The 26144-nt window shown below is 73.7% G+C and carries 21 protein-coding genes and 2 pseudogenes; 18 read left to right on the top strand and 5 right to left on the bottom strand.

Annotated elements, in window-relative coordinates:
• The 13 genes and pseudogenes from Plo01_RS25655 to Plo01_RS25595 form a co-directional block, all read left to right on the top strand.
• Window positions 1-397: pseudogene (locus Plo01_RS25655) on the top strand (glycogen debranching N-terminal domain-containing protein); the annotation flags it as partial.
• A 75-nt stretch (window positions 398-472) separates the two neighbouring features.
• The gene (locus Plo01_RS25650; protein ID WP_203893240.1) at window positions 473-1609 is read left to right on the top strand and encodes a glycosyltransferase family 4 protein; all 1137 of its coding nucleotides are present in this window, start codon (window positions 473-475) and stop codon (window positions 1607-1609) included.
• Between the two features lie 64 nt (window positions 1610-1673).
• Window positions 1674-2447 carry an enoyl-CoA hydratase/isomerase family protein gene (locus Plo01_RS25645; protein WP_203893239.1) on the top strand — a complete coding sequence of 258 codons (774 nt, stop codon included), beginning with the start codon at window positions 1674-1676 and terminating at the stop codon, window positions 2445-2447.
• A 75-nt stretch (window positions 2448-2522) separates the two neighbouring features.
• Complete coding sequence (locus tag Plo01_RS25640; protein ID WP_239317037.1) at window positions 2523-2984, top strand: hypothetical protein; 462 nt, start codon at window positions 2523-2525, stop codon at window positions 2982-2984.
• Between the two features lie 12 nt (window positions 2985-2996).
• Entirely contained in the window at window positions 2997-4283 is a 1287-nt protein-coding gene (locus Plo01_RS25635) for a DUF6395 domain-containing protein (RefSeq protein WP_203893238.1), read from the top strand.
• A gap of 61 nt (window positions 4284-4344) precedes the next feature.
• The gene (locus tag Plo01_RS25630; RefSeq protein ID WP_203893237.1) at window positions 4345-5187 is read left to right on the top strand and encodes a M55 family metallopeptidase; all 843 of its coding nucleotides are present in this window, start codon (window positions 4345-4347) and stop codon (window positions 5185-5187) included.
• A gap of 2 nt (window positions 5188-5189) precedes the next feature.
• On the top strand, window positions 5190-6800 hold the full coding sequence (locus tag Plo01_RS25625; RefSeq protein WP_239317034.1) for a flavin monoamine oxidase family protein: 1611 nt from the start codon (window positions 5190-5192) through the stop codon (window positions 6798-6800).
• Between the two features lie 145 nt (window positions 6801-6945).
• Window positions 6946-7476, top strand: coding sequence for a YbaK/EbsC family protein (locus Plo01_RS25620; protein WP_203893236.1), 531 nt, complete (start codon window positions 6946-6948; stop codon window positions 7474-7476).
• A gap of 116 nt (window positions 7477-7592) precedes the next feature.
• Window positions 7593-9869, top strand: coding sequence for a serine/threonine-protein kinase (locus tag Plo01_RS25615; RefSeq protein ID WP_307837402.1), 2277 nt, complete (start codon window positions 7593-7595; stop codon window positions 9867-9869).
• Complete coding sequence (locus Plo01_RS25610; protein WP_203893234.1) at window positions 9866-11881, top strand: serine/threonine-protein kinase; 2016 nt, start codon at window positions 9866-9868, stop codon at window positions 11879-11881. Before Plo01_RS25615 ends, Plo01_RS25610 begins: the two co-directional genes overlap by 4 nt.
• 283 nt (window positions 11882-12164) lie before the next feature.
• The gene (locus Plo01_RS25605; RefSeq protein WP_203893233.1) at window positions 12165-13586 is read left to right on the top strand and encodes a serine/threonine-protein kinase; all 1422 of its coding nucleotides are present in this window, start codon (window positions 12165-12167) and stop codon (window positions 13584-13586) included.
• 304 nt (window positions 13587-13890) lie between these two features.
• Window positions 13891-14670 (top strand): electron transfer flavoprotein subunit beta/FixA family protein, encoded by a 780-nt coding sequence (locus tag Plo01_RS25600; protein ID WP_203893232.1) that lies wholly within the window; start codon window positions 13891-13893, stop codon window positions 14668-14670.
• Window positions 14671-14689: 19 nt separating this feature from the next.
• Window positions 14690-15643, top strand: a complete 954-nt coding sequence (locus Plo01_RS25595) for an electron transfer flavoprotein subunit alpha/FixB family protein (protein WP_203893231.1) — start codon at window positions 14690-14692, stop codon at window positions 15641-15643.
• Window positions 15644-15845: 202 nt separating this feature from the next.
• On the opposite strand, the gene Plo01_RS25590 is transcribed toward Plo01_RS25595, so the two are convergent.
• Together Plo01_RS25590 and Plo01_RS25585 are read right to left on the bottom strand one after the other, a co-directional pair.
• Window positions 15846-17042, bottom strand: coding sequence for an MFS transporter (locus Plo01_RS25590; protein ID WP_203893230.1), 1197 nt, complete (start codon window positions 17040-17042; stop codon window positions 15846-15848).
• Window positions 17043-17194: 152 nt separating this feature from the next.
• Complete coding sequence (locus Plo01_RS25585; RefSeq protein ID WP_203893229.1) at window positions 17195-17701, bottom strand: TetR/AcrR family transcriptional regulator; 507 nt, start codon at window positions 17699-17701, stop codon at window positions 17195-17197.
• 111 nt (window positions 17702-17812) lie between these two features.
• On the opposite strand from Plo01_RS25585, the gene Plo01_RS25580 reads away from it, so the two are divergent.
• Complete coding sequence (locus Plo01_RS25580; protein WP_203893228.1) at window positions 17813-18976, top strand: cysteine desulfurase family protein; 1164 nt, start codon at window positions 17813-17815, stop codon at window positions 18974-18976.
• Between the two features lie 28 nt (window positions 18977-19004).
• On the opposite strand, the gene Plo01_RS25575 is transcribed toward Plo01_RS25580, so the two are convergent.
• Window positions 19005-19568, bottom strand: coding sequence for an ArsR/SmtB family transcription factor (locus Plo01_RS25575; RefSeq protein WP_203893227.1), 564 nt, complete (start codon window positions 19566-19568; stop codon window positions 19005-19007).
• 78 nt (window positions 19569-19646) lie between these two features.
• Between Plo01_RS25575 and Plo01_RS25570 the strand changes: the two genes are divergently transcribed.
• From Plo01_RS25570 to Plo01_RS40520, 3 genes and pseudogenes are all read left to right on the top strand, one after another.
• The gene (locus Plo01_RS25570) at window positions 19647-21164 is read left to right on the top strand and encodes an alpha/beta hydrolase family protein (RefSeq protein WP_203893226.1); all 1518 of its coding nucleotides are present in this window, start codon (window positions 19647-19649) and stop codon (window positions 21162-21164) included.
• A gap of 84 nt (window positions 21165-21248) precedes the next feature.
• Entirely contained in the window at window positions 21249-21890 is a 642-nt protein-coding gene (ccmA, locus tag Plo01_RS25565; RefSeq protein WP_203893225.1) for a heme ABC exporter ATP-binding protein CcmA, read from the top strand.
• Window positions 21891-22229: 339 nt separating this feature from the next.
• Window positions 22230-22991 (top strand): annotated as a pseudogene (locus tag Plo01_RS40520) (DUF6297 family protein); the annotation flags it as partial.
• A gap of 482 nt (window positions 22992-23473) precedes the next feature.
• On the opposite strand, the gene Plo01_RS25555 reads toward Plo01_RS40520, so the two are convergent.
• Window positions 23474-23647, bottom strand: a complete 174-nt coding sequence (locus Plo01_RS25555) for a hypothetical protein (RefSeq protein ID WP_203893223.1) — start codon at window positions 23645-23647, stop codon at window positions 23474-23476.
• A 190-nt stretch (window positions 23648-23837) separates the two neighbouring features.
• Window positions 23838-24884, bottom strand: coding sequence for a DUF695 domain-containing protein (locus Plo01_RS25550; protein WP_203893222.1), 1047 nt, complete (start codon window positions 24882-24884; stop codon window positions 23838-23840).
• 110 nt (window positions 24885-24994) lie between these two features.
• Here Plo01_RS25550 and mnmA point away from each other — a divergent pair, with 110 nt between their 5' ends.
• Window positions 24995-26065 (top strand): tRNA 2-thiouridine(34) synthase MnmA, encoded by a 1071-nt coding sequence (mnmA, locus tag Plo01_RS25545; RefSeq protein ID WP_203893221.1) that lies wholly within the window; start codon window positions 24995-24997, stop codon window positions 26063-26065.
• The last annotated feature ends 79 nt before the right edge of the window (window positions 26066-26144 follow it).

The raw sequence follows: 26144 nt of genomic DNA, 5'->3' as shown, positions 1-26144 counted from the left end.
CTACGGCTTCGCGGAGGGGGCGCGGCGGATCGCCTTCGGGCTGCTGGACGCCGCCAAGGCGCTCGGCGGGCGGCTGCCGGAGCTGTTCTGCGGGTTCGACCGCACGGAGTTCGGGGTGCCGGTGCCGTACCCCACCTCCTGCTCCCCGCAGGCGTGGGCGGCCGCGGCCCCCATCCAGCTGGTCCGCACCCTGCTCCGCCTCGACCCGTGGGCCCCGCACGACCAGGTGTGGCTGGACCCCGTCGGGCTGAAGAACCTGCGGATCTCGGGACTGCAGATCGGGAGCTCCCGGGTCACGATCGAGGTCGGTGACACAGGTGTATCCGTCACAGGTCTCCCGGAGGGGGTGACGCTGTTCCACGAACCGCGGAGTCCCGTGACCGCCGCGCTGCGGTAGGTCTTGTCGAACGCTGTGCCCGGACCGTGCCCGAGCCGTGGCTGAGGGGCCGGCGGGCCGTAGGTGAGGGTGACAATGGTTTCCACGAGGGATCTGCCGAAGCGGCGCGCCGGGCTGCGGATCGCGATGATCGCGCCTCCCTGGTACGAGGTGCCGCCCCGAGGTTACGGGGGAATCGAGTCGATGCTCGCCGAGCTGGTGGACGGGCTGTCCCGGCGCGGGCACGAGGTCACTTTGATCGGGGTGGGCAGGACGGAGACGAGCGCGCGCTTCCTGCCCACCTACGAGCGGCCGCCCTCCGAGCGGATCGGCGAGGCGCTGCCCGAGCTGGTGCACGCGGCCAGGGCGCACGAGCTCGTCTCGGACCTCGACACCGACATCGTCCACGACCACTCGATGGCCGGGCCGCTGATGGCGGCGGCGCGGTGCGTGCCGACCGTGATCACTTGCCACGGCGACGTGGACGGCGAGCTGGCCGACTACTACCGGGCGCTCGGCGGCGAGGTCTCGGTGGTGGCCATCTCCGAGGCCCAGCGGCGGGCCGTGCCCGACCTGAACTGGGCGGGCGTGGTCCACAACGCCGTCAAGACGGACTCCTTCCCCTTCCGCGAGGACAAGGAGGACTGGGTCCTGTGGCTGGGCCGCTTCAACCACGACAAGGGCGCCCACCTGGCGATCGACGTCGTCCGTGAGACGGGCCGGCGGATCCTGCTGGCGGGCAGGATCACCGAGCACGTGGAGCAGGAGTACTTCGACCAGCAGATCAAGCCGCGCCTCGGCCCGGACGCCGAGTACGTCGGCGAGGCCGACGCGGTGCGCAAGCGCGAGCTGCTGTCGGCCGCGAGCTGCCTGCTCTTCCCGATCCTCTGGGAGGAGCCGTTCGGCATGGTCATGATCGAGGCCATGGCCTGCGGCACCCCGGTCGTCGCCCTCGGCAGGGGGGCCGTTCCGGAGGTGGTCGTGGACGGGGTCACCGGATTCGTCCGGGACGAGGTCGACGACCTCGCCGAGGCCGTCCGGGCCGCCGCCGGGCTCGACCCGGCGGCCTGCCGGGCCCACGTGCGGCGGAGCTTCGACGTCGAGGTCATGACCCGCGGGTACGAGCAGATCTACCGCGAGGTCCTGGCGGGCCGGTCCGCCCCCCGGGAGCACGCGGTGCGGGACTGGGGGACGACGCTGCCCACCGGCCGGGACGGCTCTATGTTGGGGTGACGATGTTCGGGCGGCGCCCCGGTCCGCGCGGCGGCCGAGGGCGCCCACGGTGGAGAGGACGGCCATGGGTGAGTTCGTGCGAGTCGAGACGGCCGACGGGGTGGCGACGATCAGGCTCGACCGGCCGAAGATGAACGCGCTCAACGGGCAGGTCCAGCGGGAGATCGGCGAGTGCGCCCGGCAGGTGGACGCCGACCCGGAGGTCTTCGCCGTGGTGATCTACGGCGGTGAGCGGGTCTTCGCGGCGGGCGCCGACATCAAGGAGATGGCCGCCATGTCCTACGCGGACATGGCGGCGCACTCCAGGGTGCTGCAGGACTGCTTCACCGCGGTCGCCCGGATCGGCAAGCCGGTCGTCGCGGCGGTCACCGGGTACGCGCTCGGCGGCGGGTGCGAGCTGGCGCTGTGCGCCGACATCCGGATCGCGGGCGAGTCGGCCAAGCTCGGCCAGCCGGAGATCCTGCTGGGCATCATCCCCGGCGCGGGCGGCACCCAGCGGCTGCCCCGGCTGGTCGGCCCGGCCAGGGCCAAGGACCTCATCTTCACCGGCCGCCACGTGAGCGCCGCCGAGGCGCTGGAGATCGGGCTGGTCGACCGGGTGGTCCCCGACGCCGACGTCTACACCGAGGCCCTCGCCTACGCCGCGAAGTTCGTCGGCGGCCCGGCGGTGGCCCTGCGCGCCGCCAAGCAGGCGGTCGACCACGGCCTGGAGGCCGACCTGGACACCGGCCTGGAGATCGAGCGGCTGGCCTTCTCCGGGCTGTTCGCCACGGACGACGCCAAGATCGGGATGAGCGCCTTCGCGGAGAAGACCCAGGCGAAGTTCACCGGCCGCTGACGGTTGACCGCGCTTTCTTGATATGTCCTGGTAGATCAAGCTTTACCGGTATCGTGCCCGATTATGGTGCGGTTGGTGAAGCGTGCGCTGATTCCGGCACGCCTGCGGCGGATCGTCCGTGGGTGGTTCGACTCCCGGTACATCTCCCGGGCCGACCATCGCCAGGACATCAGGGACGCCCTCTGGGAGGTCCAGACGCTCCGCCGCGAGGTCGCCGCGCTCGGCGCGGAGGTCGAGCGGCTCCGCGCCGGGGCGGGCGGGACCGGAGCCCGCGCCGGTCAGGACAGGGCCGGGGTCCGGGTCACCCAGGACCAGGTGAGGCGCTGGGACGACGCCCACCGGCTGGCGCAGGAGACCGCGGCCGCGATGGACCGCGTGCTCCAGAACGAGGTGCTGCTCTGGCAGGCGGTGGACCGCCTGCCGGAGGGAGCCCTGTCCGAGGGAGCCCTGCCCGCCGGGGGCGCGGTCCCGGTCCGGGCCGTGCCCGAGGGGAACGGGGCGCCCAAGGGGACCGTCTCCGCCGACGGCAGGGTGTGAGGACGCGGCGGCGTGAGAGTCTTCTGGACGGCCGACGGCGGTGACCGGAGCACCGTCCGGCACTGCGCCTTCCGGCTGGACGCCGAGGACGCCATCATCGGGTTCTGCGCCGACGGCCAGGCCCTGAAGCTGGCCACCAACACGTTCCGGGTGGAGCTGCCGCGCGGGCCGTACGAGATCCACCCGGATCTGCTCGCACTCGCCGCGTGGACCGTCGTCGCGCCGTGGACGCGGCGGCGGGTCGTCTTCGACCGGCCCGTCTCCGCGGAGCTGGCCGGGGCCATCGAGGAGGGCTGGGGGATCGAGGCCGGACCGGTCGGCGGCTCCCCCCGCGCCGGGAGCAGGCTGGCGATCTCCTACAGCGGCGGGGCGGACTCCGCCGCGGTGGCGGCGATCCTGCCCGACGCGCCGTTCGTGCACTTCCAGCGGGTCTCCCACCCGCGCGTGCCCAACCGCTGGTCCCACTACCGGGCCGACGTGCTGGCCCGGCTCGCCGCGGAGACCGGGCGGGAGCTCACGATCGCCCGCTCCGACCTGGAGTTCACCCTCGCCGAGCCCCGGCCCGGTTACCCCGAGCACCACGCGGTGGCCGCCGGGGCGCTGCTGCTGGCCGACGAGCTCGGGCTGGGCGGACTGGCCCTCGGCTACGAGCTGGGGTCGCGCTGGCTGGGCGGTGATCGCTATCTGCACAGGTACACCCCCGACAACCCGATGTGGGCGCCGCACGGCGCCTGGGGGCAGGCGTTCGCCGCGGCGGGCGTGCCGCTGGTCCTGCCGGTCGGCGGCGTGAGCGAGGCCGTCACGATGCGCCTGGCGCTCGCCTCGGACCTCGGGGAGCGGGTCCGCTGGTGCCTGCGCGGGATCGACGGCCCCTGCGGGACGTGCGGCAAGTGCCTCTACAAGGAGCTCATCCACGCCGCCGTCGAGCGCCGCCCGCTGCGCACCGGGGTCACTCCCGAGCGCGGGGTGGCGCGCAAGTGGCGGCGGCCTCCGCCGTACGGCGGGCAGGAGATGGTCGAGTACGGCTGCGCCCGGGTGCCCGGCATCGAGGACACGGTCTTCGGCGAGGCGGCCGGGTTCCTGAACGCGACCGAGGAGTCGACCGCGTGGCTGGAGCGCTGCTACCCGCCGGCGGTGGAGGAGATCCCCGGGCCCTGGCGCGGGCGGGTCCGCGACTTCATGGCCGCGGAGGTGGGTTTCATGAGCGACGATGAGGCACGTCGCGTCGAGACGTGGGGGATCGGGACGGCGGAGGCGACGCCGGAGCTGACGGCGGAGACGGCGTCGGGGGTGTCGTGAAGGTCGTGGAGGTGCTGTCGTGAAGGTGCCGCGGTGAGGGGTTTGCGATGAAGGTGCTGTCGTGAAGGTGTACGTGTCGGTGGACATGGAGGGCGTCACCGGGCTGACCGACCCCGAGGAGATGCACGCCGGGGGCCGCGGCTACGAGCGCGGCTGCGAGCTGATGACCGGCGACGCCAACGCGGTGATCCGGGGCGCCTTCGAGGCCGGGGCGGAGGCGGTGCGGGTCAACGACGCCCACGGGTCCACCAAGAACCTCAGGATCGACCTGCTCGACGAGCGGGCCACGCTGATCCGGGGGCCGGGCAAGCCGCTGCGGATGGGACAGGGGCTGGATGAGACCTACGCCGCCGCGTGCTTCGCCGGCTACCACGCGCGGGCCGGGGTCCGGCACGGCGTGCTCAACCACACCTGGATGGGCAAGGAGATCCAGAACGTCTACCTCAACGGTGACATCTGCGGGGAGACCCGGCTGGTCGCGGCGTTCGCCGGGTCGCTCGGCGTGCCGGTGGCGCTGGTGACCGGGGACGAGGCCGTCTGCGAGGAGGCGCACGAGCTGCTCGGCGACGTCGAGACGGTCGCGGTGAAGAAGGGCATCGACCGGTTCTCCGCCGAGCTCCTGCCGCCGTCGGTCGCCCAGGCCCGCATCCGCGAGGCCGCCGCCCGGGCGCTCGGGCGGTTGGAGGAGCTGCGGCCGTACACGGTCCGGCCTCCCTACACGCTGGGCGTGGAGTGGAACTCCACCGCCATCGCCGCCGGATGCGCGCTCATCCCGGGCGTGCGGGCCGCAGGCCCCCGCCACACGGAATTCGCCACCGACGACTTCGGGCAGATCATGTCCCTGTTCGGGATCTTCGCCATGATCGGCGGCCAGGTCGCCTGCGGCAGCGGGGTCTATGGGTGATCATGGACGAGTCTGGCATGGGCGACGAGAGCGCCGGGGAGAGAACCGCGCGCGCCGGATCGGCCGGGGGGATGACGCGGCGGGCGCTGCTGGTCGGCCTGGGCGCGGCCGGGGGCGCCGGGGCGATGTTCGCCGCCATGGGGGCGCTGGGGCTCGCCCCCGACTCCCAGGAGAGGTCCTTCACCCCGCCGCGGCGGTCCGACTTCGCGCTGAGCGGCAGGGCGTCGGCGGAGGTCGTGGTCCTGGGCGCCGGGGTCGCCGGGCTGACCTGCGCCTACGAGCTGGGCAAGGCCGGATACGAGTGCACGGTGCTGGAGGCGGCCGACCGGATCGGCGGCAGGAACCTCACGCTCCGGGGCGGGGACCGGCTGCCCGAGCTGGGCGGGCGGACGCAGGTCGCGGAGTTCGGGGAGGGCGTCTACTTCAACGCGGGCCCCGCCCGGATCGCGTCGTGGATGGTCACCATGGACTACTGCCGCGAGCTGGGCGTGCCCGTCGAGATCTTCGTCAACAACAACGCCTCGGCGTACATCTACACCCAGGGCATGGCCGCGCCGGTCCGCGCCCGCACCGCCCGCGCCGACATGTACGGATATATCGCTGAATTGCTGGCCAAGGCCACCGACGCGGGCGCGCTGGACCGGACCCTCACCGGGGACGACCGGGAGCGGCTGCTGGAGTTCCTTCGCCACTTCGGCGACATCGGCCGGGACCTGTCCTACCGCGGTTCGGACCGCCGCGGCTTCGCCGTCTATCCGGGCGCCGCCGCGGGCACGCCCCTGCCGGGGCCGTCCTCCCTGGGCGAGGTGCTCGCCGCGGGGACGGGGCGGGCGATCACCCTGGACTTCGGCGTCGACCAGGCCATGCCCATGTTCCAGCCGGTCGGCGGGATGGACGCGATCGTGACCGCGCTGGCCCGCGCGGTGGGAGAGGACCGGATCAGGACCGGCGCCCGGGTCACGGAGATCAGGAACCTGCCCGACGGCGTGGAGGTCGTGCACTCCGGCGGCGTCACCCGCGCCGACTACTGCATCGCCGCGCTCCCGCCGCACCTGCTCGCCGGCCTCCGGCACAACCTCGGCGCCCAGGTCACCGCCGCTCTGCGCGAGCCCGTGGCGGACGCCGCGGGCAAGATGGGCCTGGAGTACGGCAGGCGCTGGTGGGAGATCGACGATCGCATCTACGGCGGCATCACCGAGACCGACCTGGACATCACCCACATCTGGTACCCCTCCCACGGCTACCACGGCGAGCGCGGCCTCGTGGTGGGCTACTACAACATCGGCGCGGAGGCCGAGGCGTACGGCGGGCTCACGCACGACGAGCGCCGTGACCGCGCGCTCGCCCGGGGGGAGAGGATCCACGGTGAGAAGTACCGCACGGAGCTGCGCTCCAGCGTCTCCGTCGCCTGGAGCCGCCAGCCGCACATCGAGGGCGCCTGGGCCCGCTTCCCCTTCCACGGCGGCGGCTTCGCGCTGCTCCAGAGTCCGGCCGGGCGGGTGTACTTCGCCGGGGACTGGCTCAGTCACCTGATCGCCTGGCAGGCGGGCGCGATGGAGTCGGCCAGGAACGCCGTCACCGGCCTTCACCGGCGCGTTCTCGCCACGGAGTAGAGAACCTTCCACGGAGCGGGAAACCCGTCGGCGAGCGGGGAAGGGACGCGGCGGCCGGTCGCGCACGGCCCGCGGACCGCGCGGGTTTACGGTCGCCATAGGGTTCCCCGGCTAGGGTTTCCGGCGCGAGCGTGAGGAGACGGCGATGGGGATCGGGACGCTGGAGTGGACCGGGGCCGGGGAGCGGCTGGACCTGCTGGCGGAGCCGGTGGCGCGGGCGGTGAAGGGGCTCGCCGCGGACGCCGGCGTGCGGGTGGCGGAGATCGACCCGGCGCTGGCGGACACGGCCGCCTTCTGCGAGCGGTACGGCGTGCGCCTCGACGAGTCGGCCAACTGCGTGATCGTGGCGGCGAAGCGGGGCGGGGAGGTCCGCTACGCGGCGTGCATGGTGCTCGCCACCGCGCGCGCCGACGTCAACGGCGTGGTCCGGCGGCGCCTGGACGCCCGGAAGATCTCGTTCGCGCAGCAGGAGGACGCGGTCAGCCTGACCGGGATGGAGTACGGAGGCATCACGCCGCTGGGACTGCCGGAGGGGTGGCCGGTCCTGGTGGACGAGGCGGTGGCGGCTCACCCGGGGGTCGTCATCGGCAGTGGCGTTCGTCACTCCAAGCTCGCCGTCGCGGGCGCGGTGCTGGCGGGCCTGGAGGGCGCCGAGGTGCTCCGCCTGGCAAACTGACGCCGAAATGAGATTGCCTGTTACCCGCCCTTGGGAAACCGTTGAGGCGTAGCAGACGTTATTCGGACGGGGAATGTGGCCTGATGGTTCATCTCATAGGCGGGGATTAAGCCGGTATGGTGCTTCATGCCATGAATCAGGACGACCGACTGGGGCCATACCGACTGCTGAGGCGGCTCGGTGAGGGTGGCATGGGCGTGGTCCACCTCGCCGTCGATCCGCAGGGGCGGCAGGTCGCGGTGAAGGTGCTGCGCGCGGAGGTCGCGGGGGACGACGTCGCGCGCCGCAGGCTCTCCCGTGAGGTCGAGACCATGCGGAGGGTGCGCAGCGAGTACATCGCCGAGGTGCTCGACGCCGACGTGACCGGCCACCGGCCGTACATCGTCACGCGCTACGTCCCGGGCCAGCCGCTGGACGAGGTCGTCAAGCAGGACGGCCCCCTCGGCCTGCCCGCGCTGCTCAAGATCGCTCACGGGGTGGCCGCGGCGCTGGCCTCCGTGCACTCCGTCGGAGTGATCCACCGCGACCTCAAGCCCGGCAACGTGCTCATCCTGGACGGCGAGCCGGTCCTCATCGACTTCGGCATCGCGCAGGCCGTGGACGCCACCCGGCTCACCCAGACGGGCATGTTCATCGGCACCCCCGGCTACCTCGCCCCGGAGATCATCGAAGGTCACGAGGCGGGCCCCGAGGTGGACGTGCACGCCTGGGCGGGCACACTCGTCTTCGCCGCCACCGGCGAGCCCCCGTTCGGCAAGGGCACGCTGGAGATGATCTTCTACAACATCACCGCGGGCAAGGCGAACGTGGCCGGCGCGCCCCGGGAGCTCCAGCCGGTGCTGCGCGCCGCCCTCCAGCGCGACCCCGCCAGGCGGCCCTCGGCCGCCGAGCTGGTCGAGCAGGTGACGCGCCTGATGCCGAGGGCGAGCCAGCCGAACCGGCACCGTCCCCCGGACGAGATCACCACCGTCCCGCGCTTCGAGGACTCCGGCGGCTTCACGGGGTCGCGCGGCCCGGCGGGATCCGGCGTGCGGCCGGGGCCGGGCGTCCCCGGCGTCCCGGTCGCGGGACCCGCCACCGGGTCGCTCCTGCCCCCGGATCCGGGAGAGGTGGCGACGCCGGTGGCGTCGCGCCCGGCGGGGACGAACCCGGCCACCCCGTGGCCTCCGGCCCCCGCCACCCCGCCGCGCGAGTACGTCTCGCTGCTCGGCGAGCAGTCGCCGGCCGACAACTGGCCCACCCGCCGGGTGACGGCGGAGGAGCTGCGCCAGGTGGCGGCCGAGCAGGGCCACAAGAGCCAGCAGGCCCAGCCGGCCTCGCACGAGCTGCCCACCGGCATGCTCGGGGAGGAGGACATCCCCACGGGCAGGGTCCGCGACCGGGCGACCGGTCAGGGCCGGTCGGGGCAGGCACGGCCCGCGCAGGGCGGCTCCGGCGTGACCGGGGAGCCCGGCGCCACCGCCCCGGTGGCCGACGGGGACATCCCGACCCAGCGGGTCCGCCCGCACGAGCTGCCGGAGTACATGCGCGGCCGCACGCCGTCCCAGCAGCAGTCCCCGCCCTCCCAGGCGGGACGCCCCGTCGCGCGTCCGCAGACGCACGGGCAGCAGGCGCACGGGCAGCAGGCGTCCGGACGGTCGCCGGGGGCCTTCGATCAGCAGACGCCGCACGTGCGGCCCTCCGCGGCGCCGCCGTCCCCCCACGGGTACGCGTCGCCGCAGCAGTCTCCCTACCAGCAGTCCCCCTATCAGCCGCCCGTCCAGCAGGCCCGTCAGGGACAGCCGGCGGGGCAGCCCACCGGGGCGCACAGCGCGGTGAGCCTGCTGCTGCTCGCCATCATGACGGTCGCCGCCGTCATCTCCCCCGTGCTCGTCGCGGCCGTGGCGATACCGGTCGCGATCCTGCTGCGCGCGGCCGACATCGCCCAGCCGGGCCTGAACACCCGGCTGGGAGTGGGCCGCCCGGCCGTGGGCGACGTGTTCCGGGTGTTCTCCCACCCGGGCGCGCTGCTGAAGTCGATCGGGGCCACCGTCGCGCTGGTGCCGTACGCGCTGATCCTCGGCCTGCCGGTGACGCTGCTGCTGGCCGTGCTGGTCCCGGCGATGCCCGAGGCCAACGCGCTCGCCTGGGGGGCGGCGATCGCGCTGTGGACGGTCTGCGCCGGACCCGGTGTGGAAGCACCGGGACGACAAATGCGACGTACTCTGGCATCACTGCTTCCCTCCCGGGGCGCGGCCGTGGGGACGGCCGCGGCGCTGGGGGCGGTGGCCGTGCTGATGGCCTTCCTCGTCATGGGCACCGTGGGTGACCGGGCGCGGGAGACGACGTGGGCACCGGTCGACGTCGGGACGGTGGTGGACGAACTGGAGAAACTACGGGAGCGAGCGCGATGACGGGGGACACGCGGGCGCCTGAGCGGCTGGGACCGTACCGGCTGCTCAGCAAGATCGGTGAAGGCGGCATGGGAGCCGTCCATCTCGGGCTCGACGAGAACGGGCGGGAAGTGGCCGTCAAGGTCCTGCACTCGCACGTGGCCGCCGATCTCAAGGCCCGCGACCGGCTCACCCGCGAGGTGGAGACCATGCGCCGGGTGCGCAGTCCGTACGTCGCGGAGGTGCTGGACGCGCAGCTGACCGGGGCGCAGCCGTACATCGTGACCCGCTTCGCCCCCGGCCGCACGCTCGAGGACACCGTCCTGCAGGACGGCCCGCTCCCCGACGACCAGGTGATCAGGCTGGCCCGGGGGCTGTGCGCCGCGCTGGTGGCCATCCACGCCGCCGACGTCGTCCACCGCGACCTCAAGCCGGCCAACGTGATGCTCGTCGACGGCGAGCCGCTGGTCATCGACTTCGGCATCGCGCACCTGGTCAACGCCACCCGGCTCACCCAGACGGGCATGTTCGTCGGCACCCCCGGCTACCTCGCCCCGGAGATCATCCGTGACTCCGAGATCACCCAGGCGGCCGACGTGCACGCGCTGGCCTCGACGGTCTTCTTCGCCGCGACCGGCAAGCCGCCGTTCGGCACGGGGGCCTTCGAGGTCGTCTGCTTCAACATCATGGAGGGCCGGGCCAACTTCGACCTGGCCCCCGCCTGGCTGCGCGGCTGGCTGCGCCAGGCGCTGAACGTGGACGCCGCGGCCCGGCCGGGCGCGCAGCAGCTGCACCGCATGGCGCGCGCCCTCGACCCGGCGGTGACGGCCTTCCACGAGGAGCCGCCGCCGACCGCGGTGCTCGACCCCGGCACGAAAGTGCTCGACCCCGGCACGAAGAGGTTCGGCGACGGGCCCCCGGACGGCGCCCGCGGGCGGGGCGGCGAGGCTCCCGCGTCGCCGAACGGTCACACCCCGCCGCCCGGCGTGCCGGCGAACGGCACCCGCGTGCTGCCGCAGGACGGCGGCTACTCCGACCTGCTCCCGCCGGTGGAGTACGCCAAGCCGGAGCGGCGCGAGCGCAAGCCCCGCGAGTCCCGGAGCGAGCCGAAGCAGAAGGGGCGGGCCGCCGCCGCGCCCCCGCCGCCGTACGTGCCGGCCGGACCGCCGCCGCCGTACGTCCCGGCCCCGCCGGCGGCCCGGCAGCCCGGGTTCGCGCCGCCGCCCTACCCCGACCAGCGGGTCGCCGGATACCCGGCGCCGCGGCAGGCGGGTCCGGCGCAGCCGGTCGCGCCCCCGCCCGCCCGGCCCCGGCCGAACACCCCGCCGGCCGCGCAGGCCCCGGCACGCGCGCCGTACCGCGCCGCCCACCCGCTGGCCGGGGCGCTGCTGCTGGCGATCGTGGTCGCGCTGGCCTGCGTGCTGCCCGTCATCGTGAGCGCCTCCGCGCTGGTCGCGGTGGTCTGCCTGCGGGTGGGGGAGTACCTCTTCGGAGACCTGGCCGACCGCCGCTCCGCGCGGGGCAGCAGCGCCTCCGACCCGCTGCTCGCCGTGGTCGGCACGCCCTGGGCGCTGATCAAGGCGGGGGCGGCGACGCTGATCACCGCCCCGGTCGCCGCGATGTTCGGCATGTGCGTGTGGGGCGCCCTGGTCTACATCGGCCAGATGGGCACCGACAAGGCCGCGGCCTACGCGGCCGGGGCCTTCGTGGCGGGGCTGTTCGTGCTGCCCGGCGGCGGCAAGCCCCGAAAGGCCGTCTCCCGCGTGCTGACCGGGGCGATCCGCAGCCCCGGCGCCGCCATGGTGACCACTCTCATCCTGGGGACGATCGCCTTCTTCACGGTGATGGCCGCGATCGGCATGATCCCGTCCTTCACCCCGTGGGATCCGCCCTCCGAGGTGGTGGCCCGGCTGACCCGGGAGTGGAAGGCCCAGGCCCACGAGAGCGCCATGGGCGTGATGGACCTCATCGGCGGCCTCGTGGACGACCTGCTCAACAAGCTCGGCCTCGGGTTCCTGACCTTCTGGAAGTGAGTCCCCCGCTGGAGGCCGGGCTGGTGGGCGACGGTCATCTGCTTCTCCTTCGAGCTCCTGTGAGACCTGCGGGATCCTCCGGGGCGCTGCCAGGTTGGCCCGGACATCTTGGGCGATTCTTGGCAACTCACCCCAAGCCCGCTTCAAGTCCGGTTTCCGGGAGGGGAGAGCGGGACCGCTCACGGTGCGTTCCGTGTCCGTGAATGGGTGGGTTCTTGCAATCTCTCAGTGCGAGACGGCCCGGTCTGGGGCACGATGAAGGAGACAGGCCGGAGGGAGTCGCATGGGAGCGCCGGACGGTGATTGTCTTGGCCCGTACCGCCTGCTCTCGCCGTTGGGGGCGGGAGGCTTCGGAGAGGTCCACCTCGCACTGGACCCCGAGGGCCACACGGTGGCCGTCAAGATCCTGCATCCGCACGTCGCCGCCGACGAGGTGGCCCTGACCCGCCTGGCCCGCGAGGTGGAGGCGATGCGCAGGGTCCAGGGGCCGTACGTCGCCGAACTCATCGAGGCCTCGCTGCAGAGCGAGCGCCCCTACCTCGCCACCCGTTACGTGCAGGGCCGGCCCCTGTCGGCGGTGGTCTCCGGGGACGGCCCGGTCGGCGGCGAGGTCCTGGTGCGCCTGGCGCGCGGCCTGGCCGAGGCCCTGGCCGCGGTCCACGCGGCGGGGGTGATCCACCGCGACCTGAAGCCGGGCAACGTGATCCTGACGGACGGCGAGCCGGTCCTCATCGACTTCGGCATCGCGTGCCTGCTCGACTCGGCCACGGTCACCACCTCGGGGGCGGTGCTGGGCACGCCCGGCTACCTGGCCCCGGAGATCCTGGAGGGCGGGGAGACGGGCCCGGAGGCCGACGTCTTCTCCCTCGCCGCCACGCTCGCCTTCGCCGCCACCGGACGCCATCCGTACGGCACCGGCCCGGCCTCGGCGATCGGCTACCGGGTCGTCCATCACGAGCCGGACCTCGACGGCGTCCCGCCCTGGCTGGAGCCGCTGCTGCGGGAGTGCCTGGTCCCCGATCCGGCGGCGCGTCCGCCCGCCGCGGCGCTGCCGGCCCGGCTGGCCGCCGTGGCGCCGGTCGGACGGGTCGCGGGCTCCGAGGGCTCCGCGACCGTCCCGAGCTCCGCGAGCTCCGCGGGCTCCGCGGGCTCCGCGGCCCCGGTGGGCCCGGGGGTCTTCGCGAGCCCTCCGCCGCCTCCCGCGCCGCCGCGGCCGCGTCCCCCCTTCTCCTCCTGGCGGGGCGGACGCCCGCGGGAGGACCGGGAGAGCCGGCGGAGCCGGGAAGACCGCGAGAGCGGCGTGCACGGCCTCACCACCCGGGAGTGGCGTCCCGGCCGCCGCGGCCGCTCGCGGCTCGACGCCTCCCTTCCGGAGTCCGCCCGCGAGCACCGCCGCGCCGTGATCCACCGCCGCTGGGTGATCGGCACCGGCCTGCTGGTGGCGCTGGCGGCCGCGGCGGCCAAGAGCCCCCTGCCCGAGGTGTCGCTGCTGCTGTTGACGGTCTACGGCGCGGTCATGATCATTGATGGGGGCGTCGCCCTGTTCGCCCGGCAGAACCGCCCGCGGCTGGTCGTGGACCTGGCCGGCGCCGGGGGCTCGGTCGCGCTGTGGGCCGTGCTCGGCGCGTTCTTCAGCCCGCTCACCCTCGGCCTGGCCCTGGGGACGGTGGTCTTCGTCCTGGTCGTGATCCTGCTGAGCAGCTGATCCCCGCCGGGAGGGGATCCGCCCGCCGTCTCCGGAACATAGTTCGGTATGGTGGGGGAGTGGTTGTCGGGATGGCGCGGCCGCGGGCCGTACGGCCTGGTGGTTTGCGCCTAAGCTACCGATGGGTAACATGTTGCCGGGGGACCAGGGAGGGCATATCCCGACCGGGCCACCCGCTGTCATAACGCCCTCGGGCACCTGGCAGTCTTGGCATCACGCGCACGTGCCCCGCGTGCGCGTACCGAGCATCCGGCGCCAGCCGTGAACGGTGGCGCACGCGAACACGGGAGGTCGGCCACCGGCCATGAACATCGTCGTCTGCGTGAAGCAGGTCCCCGACACGGCGACCGAGCGCAAGCTGAGGTCCGATGACAAGACGCTCGACCGCGACGCCGCCGACGGCGTCGTCAACGAGCTCGACGAGTACGCGGTCGAAGAGGCGCTGCGGCTCAAGGAAGCCCACGGCGGTGAGGTGACCGTCCTCACCATGGGTCCCGACAAGGCCAGCGACACCATCCGCAAGGCCCTGGCCATGGGCGCCGACAAGGCCGTCCACCTGGTGGACGACGCCCTGCACGGCTCTGACGCCCTGGGCACCTCCCACGCCCTGGCGCAGACGCTGAAGAAGATCGGGTTCGACCTGGTCGTGCTCGGCTCCGAGTCCACCGACGCCCGCACCGGCGTGCTCGCCGCGATGCTGGCCGAGCGCCTGAACGTGCCGCAGCTCACCTTCGCCAACAAGGTCGAGGTCAACGGCTCGGCCATCGCGATCCAGCGCGTCACCGACTACGGCTACGACAAGGTCGAGGCCTCGCTGCCCGCCGTCGTCTCCGTGGTCGAGAAGATCAACGAGCCGCGTTACCCGTCGTTCAAGGGCATCATGGCCGCCAAGAAGAAGCCGGTCGAGAAGCTGGGCGTCGCCGACGCCGAGATCGACGCCGCGCAGGTGGGCCTGGCCAGCTCGTGGAGCGAGGTGACCGACTTCGCCGCCGCCCCGCCGCGCGCGGCCGGCACGATCGTCAAGGACGAGGGCGACGGCGGCGCGAAGGCCGCCGACTTCCTCGCGTCGAAGAAGTTCATCTGAGAACGGGAGGTTAGCTGAGATGTCTGAGGTCCTCGTTCTCGTCGAGCACGTCGAAGGCCAGGTCAAGAAGGTCACCCTGGAGCTGCTGACGCTCGCCCGCAAGCTGGGCGCGCCGTCGGCCGTCTGGGCCGGCCCCGGTTACTCCGCCGAGGCCAAGGCCAAGCTGGCCGAGTACGGCGCCGAGAAGATCTACGTCGCCGACTCCGCCGACATCGCCGACTACGTGGTCGCCCCCAAGGCCGAGCTGCTGGCCCAGCTCGTATCCACCGCCTCCCCCGCCGCGGTGCTCGTCGCCGCGACGGCCGAGGCGAAGGAGATCGCCGGCCGGCTGGCCATCAAGATCGACTCCGGTGTGCTGACCGACGCCGTCGGCATCGGGGAGGACCTGGTCGCCGACCAGTCCATCTTCGGCGGCGGCGTCAACGTCCGGTCCCGCGTGACCAAGGGCACCCCGATCATCGCGGTCCGCCCGAACGCGACCCCGGTCGAGGCCGCCGCCGGCGCGGGCGCCGAGGAGCAGGTCTCCGTGGCCGTCTCCGACACCGCCAAGACCGCCAAGGTCGTGGACCGCGTCAAGGAGGAGAAGGGCGCCCGCCCCGAGCTGACCGAGGCCGCGATCGTGGTCTCCGGCGGCCGTGGCGTGGGCTCGGCCGAGAACTTCTCGATCATCGAGAAGCTGGCCGACTCGCTCGGCGCGGCCGTCGGCGCCTCCCGCGCCGCCACCGACGCCGGCTGGTACCCGCACCAGTTCCAGGTCGGCCAGACGGGCAAGACCGTCTCGCCGCAGCTCTACATCGCGGCCGGCATCTCCGGGGCCATCCAGCACCGGGCCGGCATGCAGACCGCCAAGACGATCGTCGCGATCAACAAGGACCCCGAGGCGCCGATCTTCGAGCTCGCCGACTACGGCGTCGTGGGCGACCTCAACCAGGTCGTCCCGCAGCTGACCGACGAGATCGCCAAGCGCAAGTAGGCTTCCCGGCCCGCGCGGGCCGCGGAACGTGAGAACGGCGTCGCACGGGCAACCCGTGCGACGCCGTTCTCGTTCGTGCGGGCATATGGAGCCGCTTGTCCGGGGCCGAGAGCTCTCGGGGGTCTTCCGGGCGGCCGCGGCGTGGCGGACGCTGCGGCGCTCCGGACGGCCGTCCGGCCGTCTCAGAGCCTCAGCCTCAGCCTCAGAGGGCCGCGGCGGCCTCGGGGCGGGGAGCCTCGGCCGGGGCGGCGGACGCCGTACCGGACCGGGGCAGGAACCGGCCGGCCACGGCGATCAGGACGCCCAGCAGGGCGGCGACGCCGAGCGCGATCCGGAGCGACGCCAGGTCGGAGAGGAAGCCGATGATCACCGGGCCGAGCAGCAGGCCCGCGTAGCCCAGCGCGCCCGTCTGGGCGATGGCCGGGCCCGGGGTGGTGGTCGCGTCGCCCGCCAGGGAGAAGGCGACCGGTGAGATCGTCGCCACCGACAGGCCCACCAGCAGCATGGCCGGGACGGCGATCGCCGCCGAGGAGGACGCGATGGCCGCGGCGAAGGTCGCGGCGGTGGCCAGCCCGGAGGCGATGATCATGTTCCGGGCGCCGAACCGCATCCGGACGCGGTCGCCGGCCAGGCGGCCGATCAGCATGCCCGCCTCGAAGATCGGGTATCCGAGCGCGGCCACGGCCTCGGCGGCGCCGAGCTCGTTGCGCAGGTAGAGGCCGTTCCAGTCGGCCACCGCGCCCTCGACCATGAAGGCGCAGAACGCGATCACGCCCAGCAGGTAGACCACCGGCGGCATCCGGCGGCGGGTTCCGTCCCCGGTCTCCTCGTGCTCGGGGGCGGGGTCGGGCAGGTACGTGCGGCTGAGCATGAGCGCCGCGGGCAGCGAAACCAGGGCGATCAAGGCGAGGTGGGTCGTGAACGAGAGCCCGGCCGCGATGGCCGCGGTGCCGAGCACGCCCGCGGAGATGGCGCCCACGCACCAGCCGGCGTGCATGCCGTTCATCAGCGGGAGGCCGTGGGCGCGTTCGACCGCCGCGCCCTGCGCGTTCATCGCGATGTCCAGCGCGCCGAACGCCAGGCCGAACAGCACGGAGGCGACCAGCAGCAGCGGGAACGACGGCGCGAACGCGAGGACGGCGAGGGTGACGGCGCACAGGGGCGCGGCGACCCGCAGGATGCTCCGGCTGCCGAAGCGCGTCATCACCCCGCGCATCGACTGCATGGTCACCAGCGCGCCCAGGCTCCACGCGAGCAGGGAGGCGCTGATCGACGCCTCGGACAGGCCGAGTTTGTCGGACAGCGCGGGCAGGCGCACGGTTATCGATCCACACATCAGTCCGCCGAGAACAAAGGTGAGGATCGCCCCGTTACGGGCAGTCCTCAGGTCGCGGGTCATCACGCAATCCCTTCAATGGAGGTTTCCGGGTGGTGCCAGGCGGGCACAGAAAAGCCGGTCGCTTCCGTGCGCGCGGAAGCGACCACCAATGTTTACGGAGAGTGACATCCGGCCGGGCGCGATCGGGCGCCGGGCCGTCCGGGCGGCGGAGGTCAGCCGGGCAGCAGCGCCAGCAGGCGCCGCTCCAGATCCGTGTAGAGACCGTCGTCGTAGAGCTCGGGGTCATGGCTGGCCACGTCCCACAGTCCTTCGCAGGCCAGGCGCACGATCTGTGCGGCCGCCGGGTCGGGCTCGGATTCCAGGCCCTCGCGGTGCCAGCGCGCCATCGCCTCGCGCAGCGGGGCCAGCAGGTAGAGGTTGCCGGAGGCGCCGGTGACCACCGCCCAGCGTCGCAGCCGGCCGCTCCGCACGGCGATGAACGTGGCCGCGAGATAGCGCTTGGTGTAGGTGTCGCCCTCCTGCTCGGCGACGAGCTCGTCGAACTCCTCGATCAGCCGCTCGACCATGCCCTTGATGAGGGCTTCTTTGGTGCTGAAGTGATAGAGCAGGCCGCCTTTGCTGCAGCCCGCGCGTTCGGCGACGGCGGCCAGGGTGAGCGCCGAGGAGCCCTGGTCGGACAGCAGGTTCTCGGCCGCGTCCAGTAGGTCCTCTCGTCTCATGCTCTTTACTGTACCGTCCGGACGGTACAGTAGTCAACGCGGGGATGGCGGCCCTCAGGAGCGCGGATACCCTGAGAAGGCTGAAAATAAGTTGCGAAGGGGAGTGCGGCTGTGGAGTCGGCCTATCTCGATCATGCGGCGACCACGCCGATGCTTCCCGAGGCCCTCGAGGCGATGACCGCTCAGCTCGGCCAGGTCGGCAACGCCTCGTCCCTGCACGCGGCGGGCCGCCGCGTGCGCCAGGTCATCGAGGAGTCGCGCGAGACGATCGCGGACGCGCTCGGCGCCCGGCCCAGCGAGGTCGTGTTCACCTCCGGCGGCACCGAGGCCGACAATCTGGCCATCAAGGGGCTTTACTGGGCTCGCCGCGCCACGGGGGCCGACCGCGTCCTGATCAGCGCGGTCGAGCACCACGCCGCGCTGGACCCCGCGCACTGGCTGGGCGACCGGCAGGGCGCCACCGTCGAGCTGCTCGACGTCGACGAGTTCGGCCGGGTGCATCCGCAGACCCTCCGCGACGCCATCGAGCGCGACCCGGGCAGCGTCGCCATGGTCAGCGTGATGTGGGCCAACAACGAGGTCGGCACCGTCCAGCCGGTCCCGGTGCTCGCCGCGATCGCCCACGACCACGGCATCCCCTTCCACACCGACGCGGTCCAGGCGATCGGCCAGCTCCCCGTGGCCTTCGCCGACTCCGGAGTGGACGCCCTGACCCTCTCCGGCCACAAGGTCGGCGGCCCGATGGGCGTCGGCGCGCTGCTGCTGGCCCGGGGGGCCGATCCGGTGCCGGTCCTGCACGGGGGCGGCCAGGAGCGCGACGTCCGCTCGGGAACGCTCGACGCGCCCGCGATCGCCGGTCTCGCGGCGGCGGTGCGGATCGCCGTGGCCCGCCAGGCCGGGACGGCGGCCCGGCTCTCCGAGCTCCGTGACGACCTGATCCGCCGGGTACGGCAGGCCGTCCCCGACGTGATCCTCAACGGCGACCCGGTGAACCGGCTCCCCGGCAACGCCCACTTCTCCTTCCCCGGATGCGAGGGCGACGCCCTGCTCATGCTCCTGGACGCCAAGGGGGTGGAGTGCTCCACCGGGTCGGCCTGCTCGGCCGGGGTGGCCCAGCCCTCCCACGTCCTGCTCGCCATGGGCGCCGACGGCGTCCGGGCCCGCGGCTCGCTGCGCTTCTCCCTCGGCCACACCTCGACCGAGGCCGACGTCGACCGCCTCGTCGACGTGATCGGCCTGGTCGTCGAGCGCGCCCGCCGCGCCGGCCTGTCCTGACGGCGGGTGAACGCCTCCGCGGGGGCGGTCACTTCTCGTCGGCGGGGAGGGTGAACAGGCGGATGTACACCGGACGGGCGTCGGACGGGGCGTCGTCGGCCCGGTGGCCGTACCTGTGCAGCAGCGCCATGTAGGCCTCGAAGAACTCCTCGAACTCCGCTTTCGTCATCCGCCTCAAGCCGCGCGAGGCCTTGACCCAGCTCGGGTCGCGCTCGTAGGCCGCGGGGAGGAGGTCCAGCAGCTCGCGGTCCTCCCGCAAACCGATCCGGTGGAACTCGGCCAGCACGGGGCGGTCCTCGGGAGCGAGCTGGTCGGGTGTGGGCAGGCGGATGTCCCGGGGGCTGTCGGCCTTGCGCCACCAGCGCTCCCGGCCGGCCGATCGCTCGGGAATCTCCTCGATGAAGCCGTACTTCTCCAGCTGGCGCAGGTGGTAGCTGGTCGTTCCGGTCTTGGCGTCGAGGAGCTCGCCGATCGTCGTCGAGGTCGCCGGGCCATGCAGGTTGAGGTGGCGCAGGATGCGCCGGCGCATGGGATGGGCCAGTGCCTTGAGCCTGGCGGGGTCGTCGAGGAGGAGCGGCTCGTCATCCTTCATGAGGATCACTCTAGTCCTGCAGAAGGATATCTGCAGATGTTCGTTTGCCGAGGAATGTCTGCAGAGTACTTTCGGCATATGAGATCAACCTCCAGACTCCTGGCCGTCGTCCTCTGTCTCCTGGCCTCGTCCGTGGCGGGGGCCGCACCTGTATTGGGCGCCACGCCCGCGACGCGGGCCGTACTCCTGGCGGAGCCCGAGCCTCCACCCGCCACCCCCGCCGATCTGGTCACGAAGGAGGTGGGCTTCCACGGCAGCGGCGGGCTCGCGATGCGGGGGACGGTGCTCTCGTCGGCGAAGGCGAAGCCCGGCCGGCCGGGCATCGTCCTGGTCCACGGTTCGGGCACCGGCACCCGCCGGACGAAGCTGATGGAAGAAGCTGTCGCGTTCGCCCGCCAGGGGCTGTCCGTGCTGATCTACGACAAGCGTTCCAAAGGTTACTCGCTCTTCCGGCGGTCCTACGCGCAGCTCGCCGGTGACGCGCTCGGGGCCGTGGCCGCGCTCCGTTCCCAGCCGGGAGTGGACCCGGCCAAGGTAGGCGTCTGGGGGTTCAGCGAGGGCGGCTGGGTGGCGCCGATCGCGGCGTCACGCTCGGCGGACGTCGCCTTCGTCGTGCTCGTGGGCGCCAACGGCATGCCACCGTTGCGGCAGCAGACCTGGGCCGTGGCCGCGGGGCTGCGTCAGGCGGGGGTGTCGGGTTCGCTGGTCGACCGGGCCGAGCCCGCCATGTACCGCACGATCGCCGACGGCGGCATGTTCCCCGAGCCGTACTACGACCCCGGGCCGACCCTGGCCGCGGTGCGCCAGCCGGTTCTCGGCATCTGGGGCGTCCACGACCTGCTCACCCCGCCCAGGGAGAACCCGCCGCTCGTGGCCCGGGCGCTCGAGAAGGGCGGGAACCGGCACTACGCGTTCCACTTCTTCCCCGGCGCCGATCACGCCGCTCACCGGACCCCGGACGGCGGTATCACGCGACTGCCCGAGCTCGCCCCCGGCTACGCCGATCTGGTCGGTTCCTGGGTCCGTGACGTCACCGCGGGCAGGGCGCCGGTGGCCCGGACCTCGGGACCGGCCCCGGTGCAGACCTCGCCGACCGTCCCGATGGAGCCTCCGGCCTGGTGGGGGTCCGCGCCGGTGCAGCTTGCGGTTCTCACGCTGATCATGGCGGCGTTCACCGCCTATCCGATGATCGCGCTGATCAGGCGCCTGCGCGGCCGACGGCGGCCGTCGGTGACCAGAGCGGCGCGGCTGCTCGGCTCCGCGGGTCCGGTTGTGGTGCTCGGGTCGTTCTTCTACCTGTTCTATCTACTGATGAACGGCAGCAAGCTGGCGGCACCGGGACCCTTGGTAGCGGGGCGCCCGCTGATCTGGCTGGCGCTGCAGGCCCTCGCGGTGGCCTGCGTCGCGGCCACGGTCCTCACCGCGCTGGCCTGGCGCCGCTCCCGCGGTCCCGCGGCGCGTGGGCGGCGGGGAGAGGCCGCGAGGCCGGGCGGACCCGGAGTCGGGCTCGGCGAGAAGATACGGCTCGGCCTCCTGATCGCCGGCGGGACGCTGTTCGTCCCGTGGGCTGCCTACTGGGGTCTGCTGCTGCCCTGACCGTGAGGAGGGGGTGAAAGCCTCTCCCGGCGACCACCACCGGTTGCGGCACCGGGTCCGGGATCCGTTGGCTAGATTCGGGTGGTGAGCGAAACGATCATCGTGGCCCGTGCCGTCGAGGTCGCGCTCGGCGGCAATCCCGTGCTCCAGGGAGTCGACCTCGACGTCGCGCGCGGTGAGATCGTCGCCGTGACGGGGCCGAACGGCGTGGGCAAGTCGACGCTGCTGCGCTGCCTGGCCGGGCTCCGGACGGCGGACGCGGGCGAGATCGCCGTCCTCGGCGGGCCGCCCCGCGACGAGCCCGCCTTCTGGCGCGACGTCGCCCAGGCGGGCGACGAACCCGCCTGGTACCCCGGGCTGACCGTCCGAGAGCACCTGGAGCTGATGGGCGCGGTCCACTCCGCGCCCCGGATGACCGTCGGGGCTGCGCTGGCGGCGTTCGGCCTGGAGCCCCGGGCGGACGCGGCGCCGTTCGCCCTCTCGACCGGCCAGCGGCAGCGCCTCACGCTGGCGATGACCCTGCTCCGGCCGAGCCGGGTGCTCCTGCTGGACGAGCCCGAGCGGGGGCTCGACACGGAGTTCAGGGAGCGGCTGGCGGCCATCCTGAGGGACTACGCGGCCGGGGGCGGGACGGTGGTGATGGCCACCCACGATCCCGGGCTCGCCGAGGCCGTCCGGAGCCGCCGGGTCGTCCTGGCCGACGGGCGCGCGAGAAGCACCGTATGACCCCGCCCTCCGCTGCCCGGCGAGAGCGCCTCGGCGCCCGGGCCGGGAACACGGCCCATACCGGGAACGCAGCCCATACCGGGAGCGTACGGCGATCGCCGGTCGTCCGGCGGAGAGAGATCTCGTGAACTCGTGAGGAAGGGAGATCTCGTGAGGAAGGGAGATTCCGTGGGCTCTGTCGCGGAGGTGAGGGCCTTCGTCCGGTCGCGGGGCCGCAGGCCCCGGAACTGGCTCGATCTCTACTCGGCCGGGCTCGGGCTCGCGGTGGCCGCGGCGGTGCTGTCCCAGCCCGCCTCCGCGATCCTCGCCGCGGCCGCCCGGCAGGCGGATCCGGCGCGGATGGGGGCCGGGATCGCCCTGGTCGTGCTGGCCTACGCGGGCTTCCTCGCCGCCGCCCGCATGATCGGTCCCGTCGCCCCGCCGCCCGCCGACGCGGCCTGGCTCCTGCTCTCCCCGCTCGACCGCCGGGCCGTGCTGCGGCGGCCGGCGGGCGTCCTCCTCGCGATCTCCGTCGTGATCGGCGCCGCACTCGGCGCGGGTCTGCTCGCGGTGCTCGGAGCCCCGGACCACACGACCGTGCGGCTGTCCGCGGCGACGGTCCTCGGCGTCGCGGCGGCCACGGGCGGCATGGCCCTGGCCGTGCTGGCGCAGGCGTTCCGGACCTGGGACGCGTGGGCGGGCCCGGTGATCGTCACGACGGTGGCGCTGGCCGCGGTCGTCGCGCTGCTGGGATCCGGTCCCGCGCGCCGCTTCCTCGCCGCGGCGGCCTCCGCGCCGCCGACCCTCGGCGCGGCACTGGCCGGCATCGCCGCCGCGCTCGCCGCCCTGCTGGTACGGCTGGCCTGGACGGCGCTGGACCGGATCCCGGCCCGCACCCTGCTGACCGCCTCCGCCGGGACGGGGCGCGCGGCCGGTGCCGCCGTCACCATGGACCCCGAGGCCCTGGCCTGGAGCGTGGAGGACGAGCACTGGCGGGGACGTGCCCTGCGGTCCCGGAGGTGGCCCGCGCTGCCGGCCCCGATGGCGCTGGCCTGGCAGGACTGGCGGCGGCTGGGACGCCGCCCCGGACGGCTCGCCGTACTGCTCATGACCGCCGCGCTGCCCGCGCTCGCCGCGCAGACCGGCGGTGGATCCCTGGAGGCGCCCTCCGCGGTCGTGGCGCAGACCGGTGGCGGGTCTCTGGAGGCGCCCTCCGCGGTCGTGGCGCAGATCGGCGGGGGATCCCCGGCGGCGACCGCCGTGTCGGCCGCGCCGGTGGACGCGGGCGGTCTCACCGGTCTCGTGCCGGCCGTGGGCCTCATGCTCACCGGCGGGCTCGCCGCCGCGGCGACGGGGACCTCGGGCGCGCGCAGGGACGGCGACAACCCGGCGCTGGCGCGGTTGCTCGGCGTCGGCCCCCGCCGGGCTCTCGCCGCCCGGGCGCTGCTGCCGGGGCTGCTGGGCGCGTCCTGGCTGGTCCTCGTGCTGGGCGGGCTCACGGTGACCGGCGCGCTGCCCCCGGGCCCGTGGTGGCTGCTGGGGGTGGCCGCCGCTCCCGCGCTGGCCGCCGGGGCGCTGCGGGCGGCGCGCCGCAGGCCCGTCGATCACACGATGCCGGTCATCGACACGCCGATGGGGGCGATGCCCACGGGAGTGCTCCTCTGGGCGCTGACCGGCATCGACCTCGTGGCGCTCGGTTGTCTCCCCCTGGCGGCGGCGCTGTTCTTCCAGCCCGTCGCGCTGGGCGGATTCCTGGCCGGGCAGGCGCTCCTCGGCACGGCCGTCCTCGCGGCCTGCCTGGCGGGGGCGGGAAGGCCGCGAGAACGCTCTCATGATCCGGGGGCGCGCCTCTCCATGAAGGCGCGGCTCCGGGATCACACGGCGGGAGCGAGGTCACACGGGGAAGCGGGGCCATACGGCGGGAGCGAGGTCACGGCGGGAGGGGGCGGAGGCGTCCGGGCCTCCGGATCAGCTGAGGAAGGGGGCGACGGCGGTCCAGCCGGGGTCGGCGGCGACATCCACCCGGGGCCGGCCCTCCTCCCAGCTGATGATCAGCTCCTTGGCGTGGATCGCCGCCTCGCCCGCCGGGTCGGCGTAGACGTGCAGCACCCGCTGGCCCTCGGCGCTCATGTGCGCGGCGAGGACGGCGGCGCCGCTCAGCTTGCTGATCCGTCCGGCCAGGCGCTCCTCGAAGTCGCGCAGCGCCTCCAGGGAGGGGCCGGTGGGCAGGCCGTCGGGGTCGCGGTTCAGGTAGGGAAGGGTGATCGCGATGTGCTGGTCGAACAGGGGATAGTCGACCGAGCGGAGCGGGTAGCGGGTGGTGGCGATCAGGCGCGAGCCGTTGCCGGTCTCGCCTTCGAGCAGCGCCCACTGCTCGTCCTGGAACTCGGAGGCGAGGTCGGCGACGACGCTGGGCAGGTGGACGGCGGGCACCGCGTCGATCGGCGGGAACTCGACGGCGGAGATCTCGCCGACCCAGCGGGCCACGTCGTCCTCGCCGAGCAGCCAGTCGAGGGCGAGCAGCGTCGCCTCGGTCCTGGTCTCCTCGTCGATGGCGCCGAAGATCGGATGGTGGGCGACCACGTCGACGCGGGGGTTGCCGTGCGGGGCCCGCAGGCCCAGCACGAGCTTGCTCAGCGCGAACTCGTAGCCGCCCACGTCGATGGTGAGGTCCACGGCGTGCGGGTTGGCCTGCCGGGACGGGTGGAACTCCCACAGGGCGTCGGGCGGCGGGGCGGCGGCGGCCCAGCGGTGGGCGACGGCGCGCAGCTCGGGGTCTCCCGCGGCGGTGACCACCAGCGCCTGGTCGGCGGTGCGCCCGGGAGCGATCTCCCACACCAGGGAGGGGTGCACGACCTGCACCGCGGGACTGATCCACTCGGCCAGCCGGTCGGCCTCGCCCGCGGCGACCATCGCGTCCAGCTCCGGTCTGGCCTCGGGCCACCACGACCAGAACTCCTCGGTGCCGTCGGAGGGTTCCGGGGTGGGCTCGCTCTTGCGCCCGAACAGTCGCATAGCCCTGGATTCTCCCAGTCCGGCGAGAGCGGTGCCAACAGCGAGGCCGGGCGTGCACGGCCCGTACGGCCCGGCGGAGTGCCCGCCGACGTGGGTACCCTGAGAGGGTTATGACTCTTCGTGTGCTTGCCGCCATGTCCGGGGGCGTCGATTCCGCCGTGGCCGCCGCCCGCATCGCCGAGGCGGGCCATGACGTCACCGGCGTGCATCTGGCGCTGTCGGCCAACCCGCAGTCCTACCGGACCGGCGCCCGCGGGTGCTGCACGATCGAGGACTCCCGGGACGCCCGCCGGGCCGCCGACGTGATCGGCATCCCCTTCTACGTCTGGGACATGGCCGAGCGGTTCCACCGCGACGTGGTCGAGGACTTCGTCAGCGAGTACGCCGCGGGCCGTACGCCCAACCCCTGCCTGCGCTGCAACGAGAAGATCAAGTTCGAGGCGGTGCTCGACCGGGCGCTCGCCCTCGGCTTCGACGCCGTGGCCACCGGGCACCACGCCCGGCTCGTCGACGGCGTGCTCAGCCGGAGCCCGGACGCCGCCAAGGACCAGTCCTACGTGCTCGGCGTGCTCACCCGGGAGCAGCTCAAGCACGCGATCTTCCCGCTGGGCGACTCGACCAAGGCGCAGGTGCGCGAGGAGGCGGCGCGGCGCGGCCTCATGGTCGCCGACAAGCCCGACAGCCACGACATCTGCTTCATCGCCGACGGCGACACCCGCGGTTTCCTCGCCGACCGGCTCGGCGCGGCGGAGGGCCCGATCGTGGACGAGTCGGGCCAGGTGGTCGGGAGCCACCAGGGCGCCTACGGCTTCACCGTCGGCCAGCGCAAGGGCCTGCGCATCGACCGCCCGTCCGCCGACGGCAGGCCGCGCTACGTGCTGTCCATCGAGCCGGTCTCCAACACGGTCACGGTGGGCCCGCGCTCGGCCCTGGAGGTCACCGCCATCGTGGCGGCCCGGCCCGTCTGGAACGGCCCGGCGGACGCCCCGCGCGAGCCGCTGGCCTGCACGGTCCAGCTCCGCGCCCACGGGGAGGTGTACGGCTGCCGCGCCCAGCTGTCCGGAGACGACCTCCACATCACGCTGGACGGCCCGGCCACCGGGGTCGCGGCGGGCCAGGCCGCGGTGCTGTACCTCGGCGACACCGTGATCGGCTCGGCCACCATCGCCTCGGCCTCCTGAGCCCGGCCCCGCCCGGCGGGGCCGGCGCGAGGTCACGGCGCTGTTCTGGCACCGGAGATTCTGCGCGGTTTCTTGACAT

The organism is Planobispora longispora (genome assembly GCF_016863135.1).
In the GTDB taxonomy this organism is placed as follows: Bacteria; Actinomycetota; Actinomycetes; order Streptosporangiales; family Streptosporangiaceae; genus Planobispora; species Planobispora longispora.
Note: the sequence above shows the minus strand (reverse complement) of the source record. Positions and strands in the feature narration are given on the sequence as shown.

Bases quoted from the DNA above. Each gene is read 5' to 3' on its own strand.
- Plo01_RS25585 (WP_203893229.1), bottom strand. From the start codon at position 17,701: ATGAGACGAGAGGACCTACTGGACGCGGCCGAGAACCTGCTGTCCGAC.
- Plo01_RS25620 (WP_203893236.1), top strand. From the start codon at position 6,946: ATGGGGATCGGGACGCTGGAGTGGACCGGGGCCGGGGAGCGGCTGGAC.
- Plo01_RS25550 (WP_203893222.1), bottom strand. From the start codon at position 24,884: ATGCGACTGTTCGGGCGCAAGAGCGAGCCCACCCCGGAACCCTCCGAC.
- Plo01_RS25605 (WP_203893233.1), top strand. From the start codon at position 12,165: ATGGGAGCGCCGGACGGTGATTGTCTTGGCCCGTACCGCCTGCTCTCG.
- Plo01_RS25590 (WP_203893230.1), bottom strand. From the start codon at position 17,042: ATGACCCGCGACCTGAGGACTGCCCGTAACGGGGCGATCCTCACCTTT.
- Plo01_RS25650 (WP_203893240.1), top strand. From the start codon at position 473: ATGGTTTCCACGAGGGATCTGCCGAAGCGGCGCGCCGGGCTGCGGATC.
- Plo01_RS25645 (WP_203893239.1), top strand. From the start codon at position 1,674: ATGGGTGAGTTCGTGCGAGTCGAGACGGCCGACGGGGTGGCGACGATC.
- Plo01_RS25575 (WP_203893227.1), bottom strand. From the start codon at position 19,568: ATGAAGGATGACGAGCCGCTCCTCCTCGACGACCCCGCCAGGCTCAAG.
- Plo01_RS25595 (WP_203893231.1), top strand. From the start codon at position 14,690: ATGTCTGAGGTCCTCGTTCTCGTCGAGCACGTCGAAGGCCAGGTCAAG.
- Plo01_RS25570 (WP_203893226.1), top strand. From the start codon at position 19,647: ATGAGATCAACCTCCAGACTCCTGGCCGTCGTCCTCTGTCTCCTGGCC.
- Plo01_RS25615 (WP_307837402.1), top strand. From the start codon at position 7,593: ATGGTGCTTCATGCCATGAATCAGGACGACCGACTGGGGCCATACCGA.
- Plo01_RS25600 (WP_203893232.1), top strand. From the start codon at position 13,891: ATGAACATCGTCGTCTGCGTGAAGCAGGTCCCCGACACGGCGACCGAG.
- Plo01_RS25625 (WP_239317034.1), top strand. From the start codon at position 5,190: ATGGACGAGTCTGGCATGGGCGACGAGAGCGCCGGGGAGAGAACCGCG.
- mnmA (WP_203893221.1), top strand. From the start codon at position 24,995: ATGACTCTTCGTGTGCTTGCCGCCATGTCCGGGGGCGTCGATTCCGCC.
- Plo01_RS25610 (WP_203893234.1), top strand. From the start codon at position 9,866: ATGACGGGGGACACGCGGGCGCCTGAGCGGCTGGGACCGTACCGGCTG.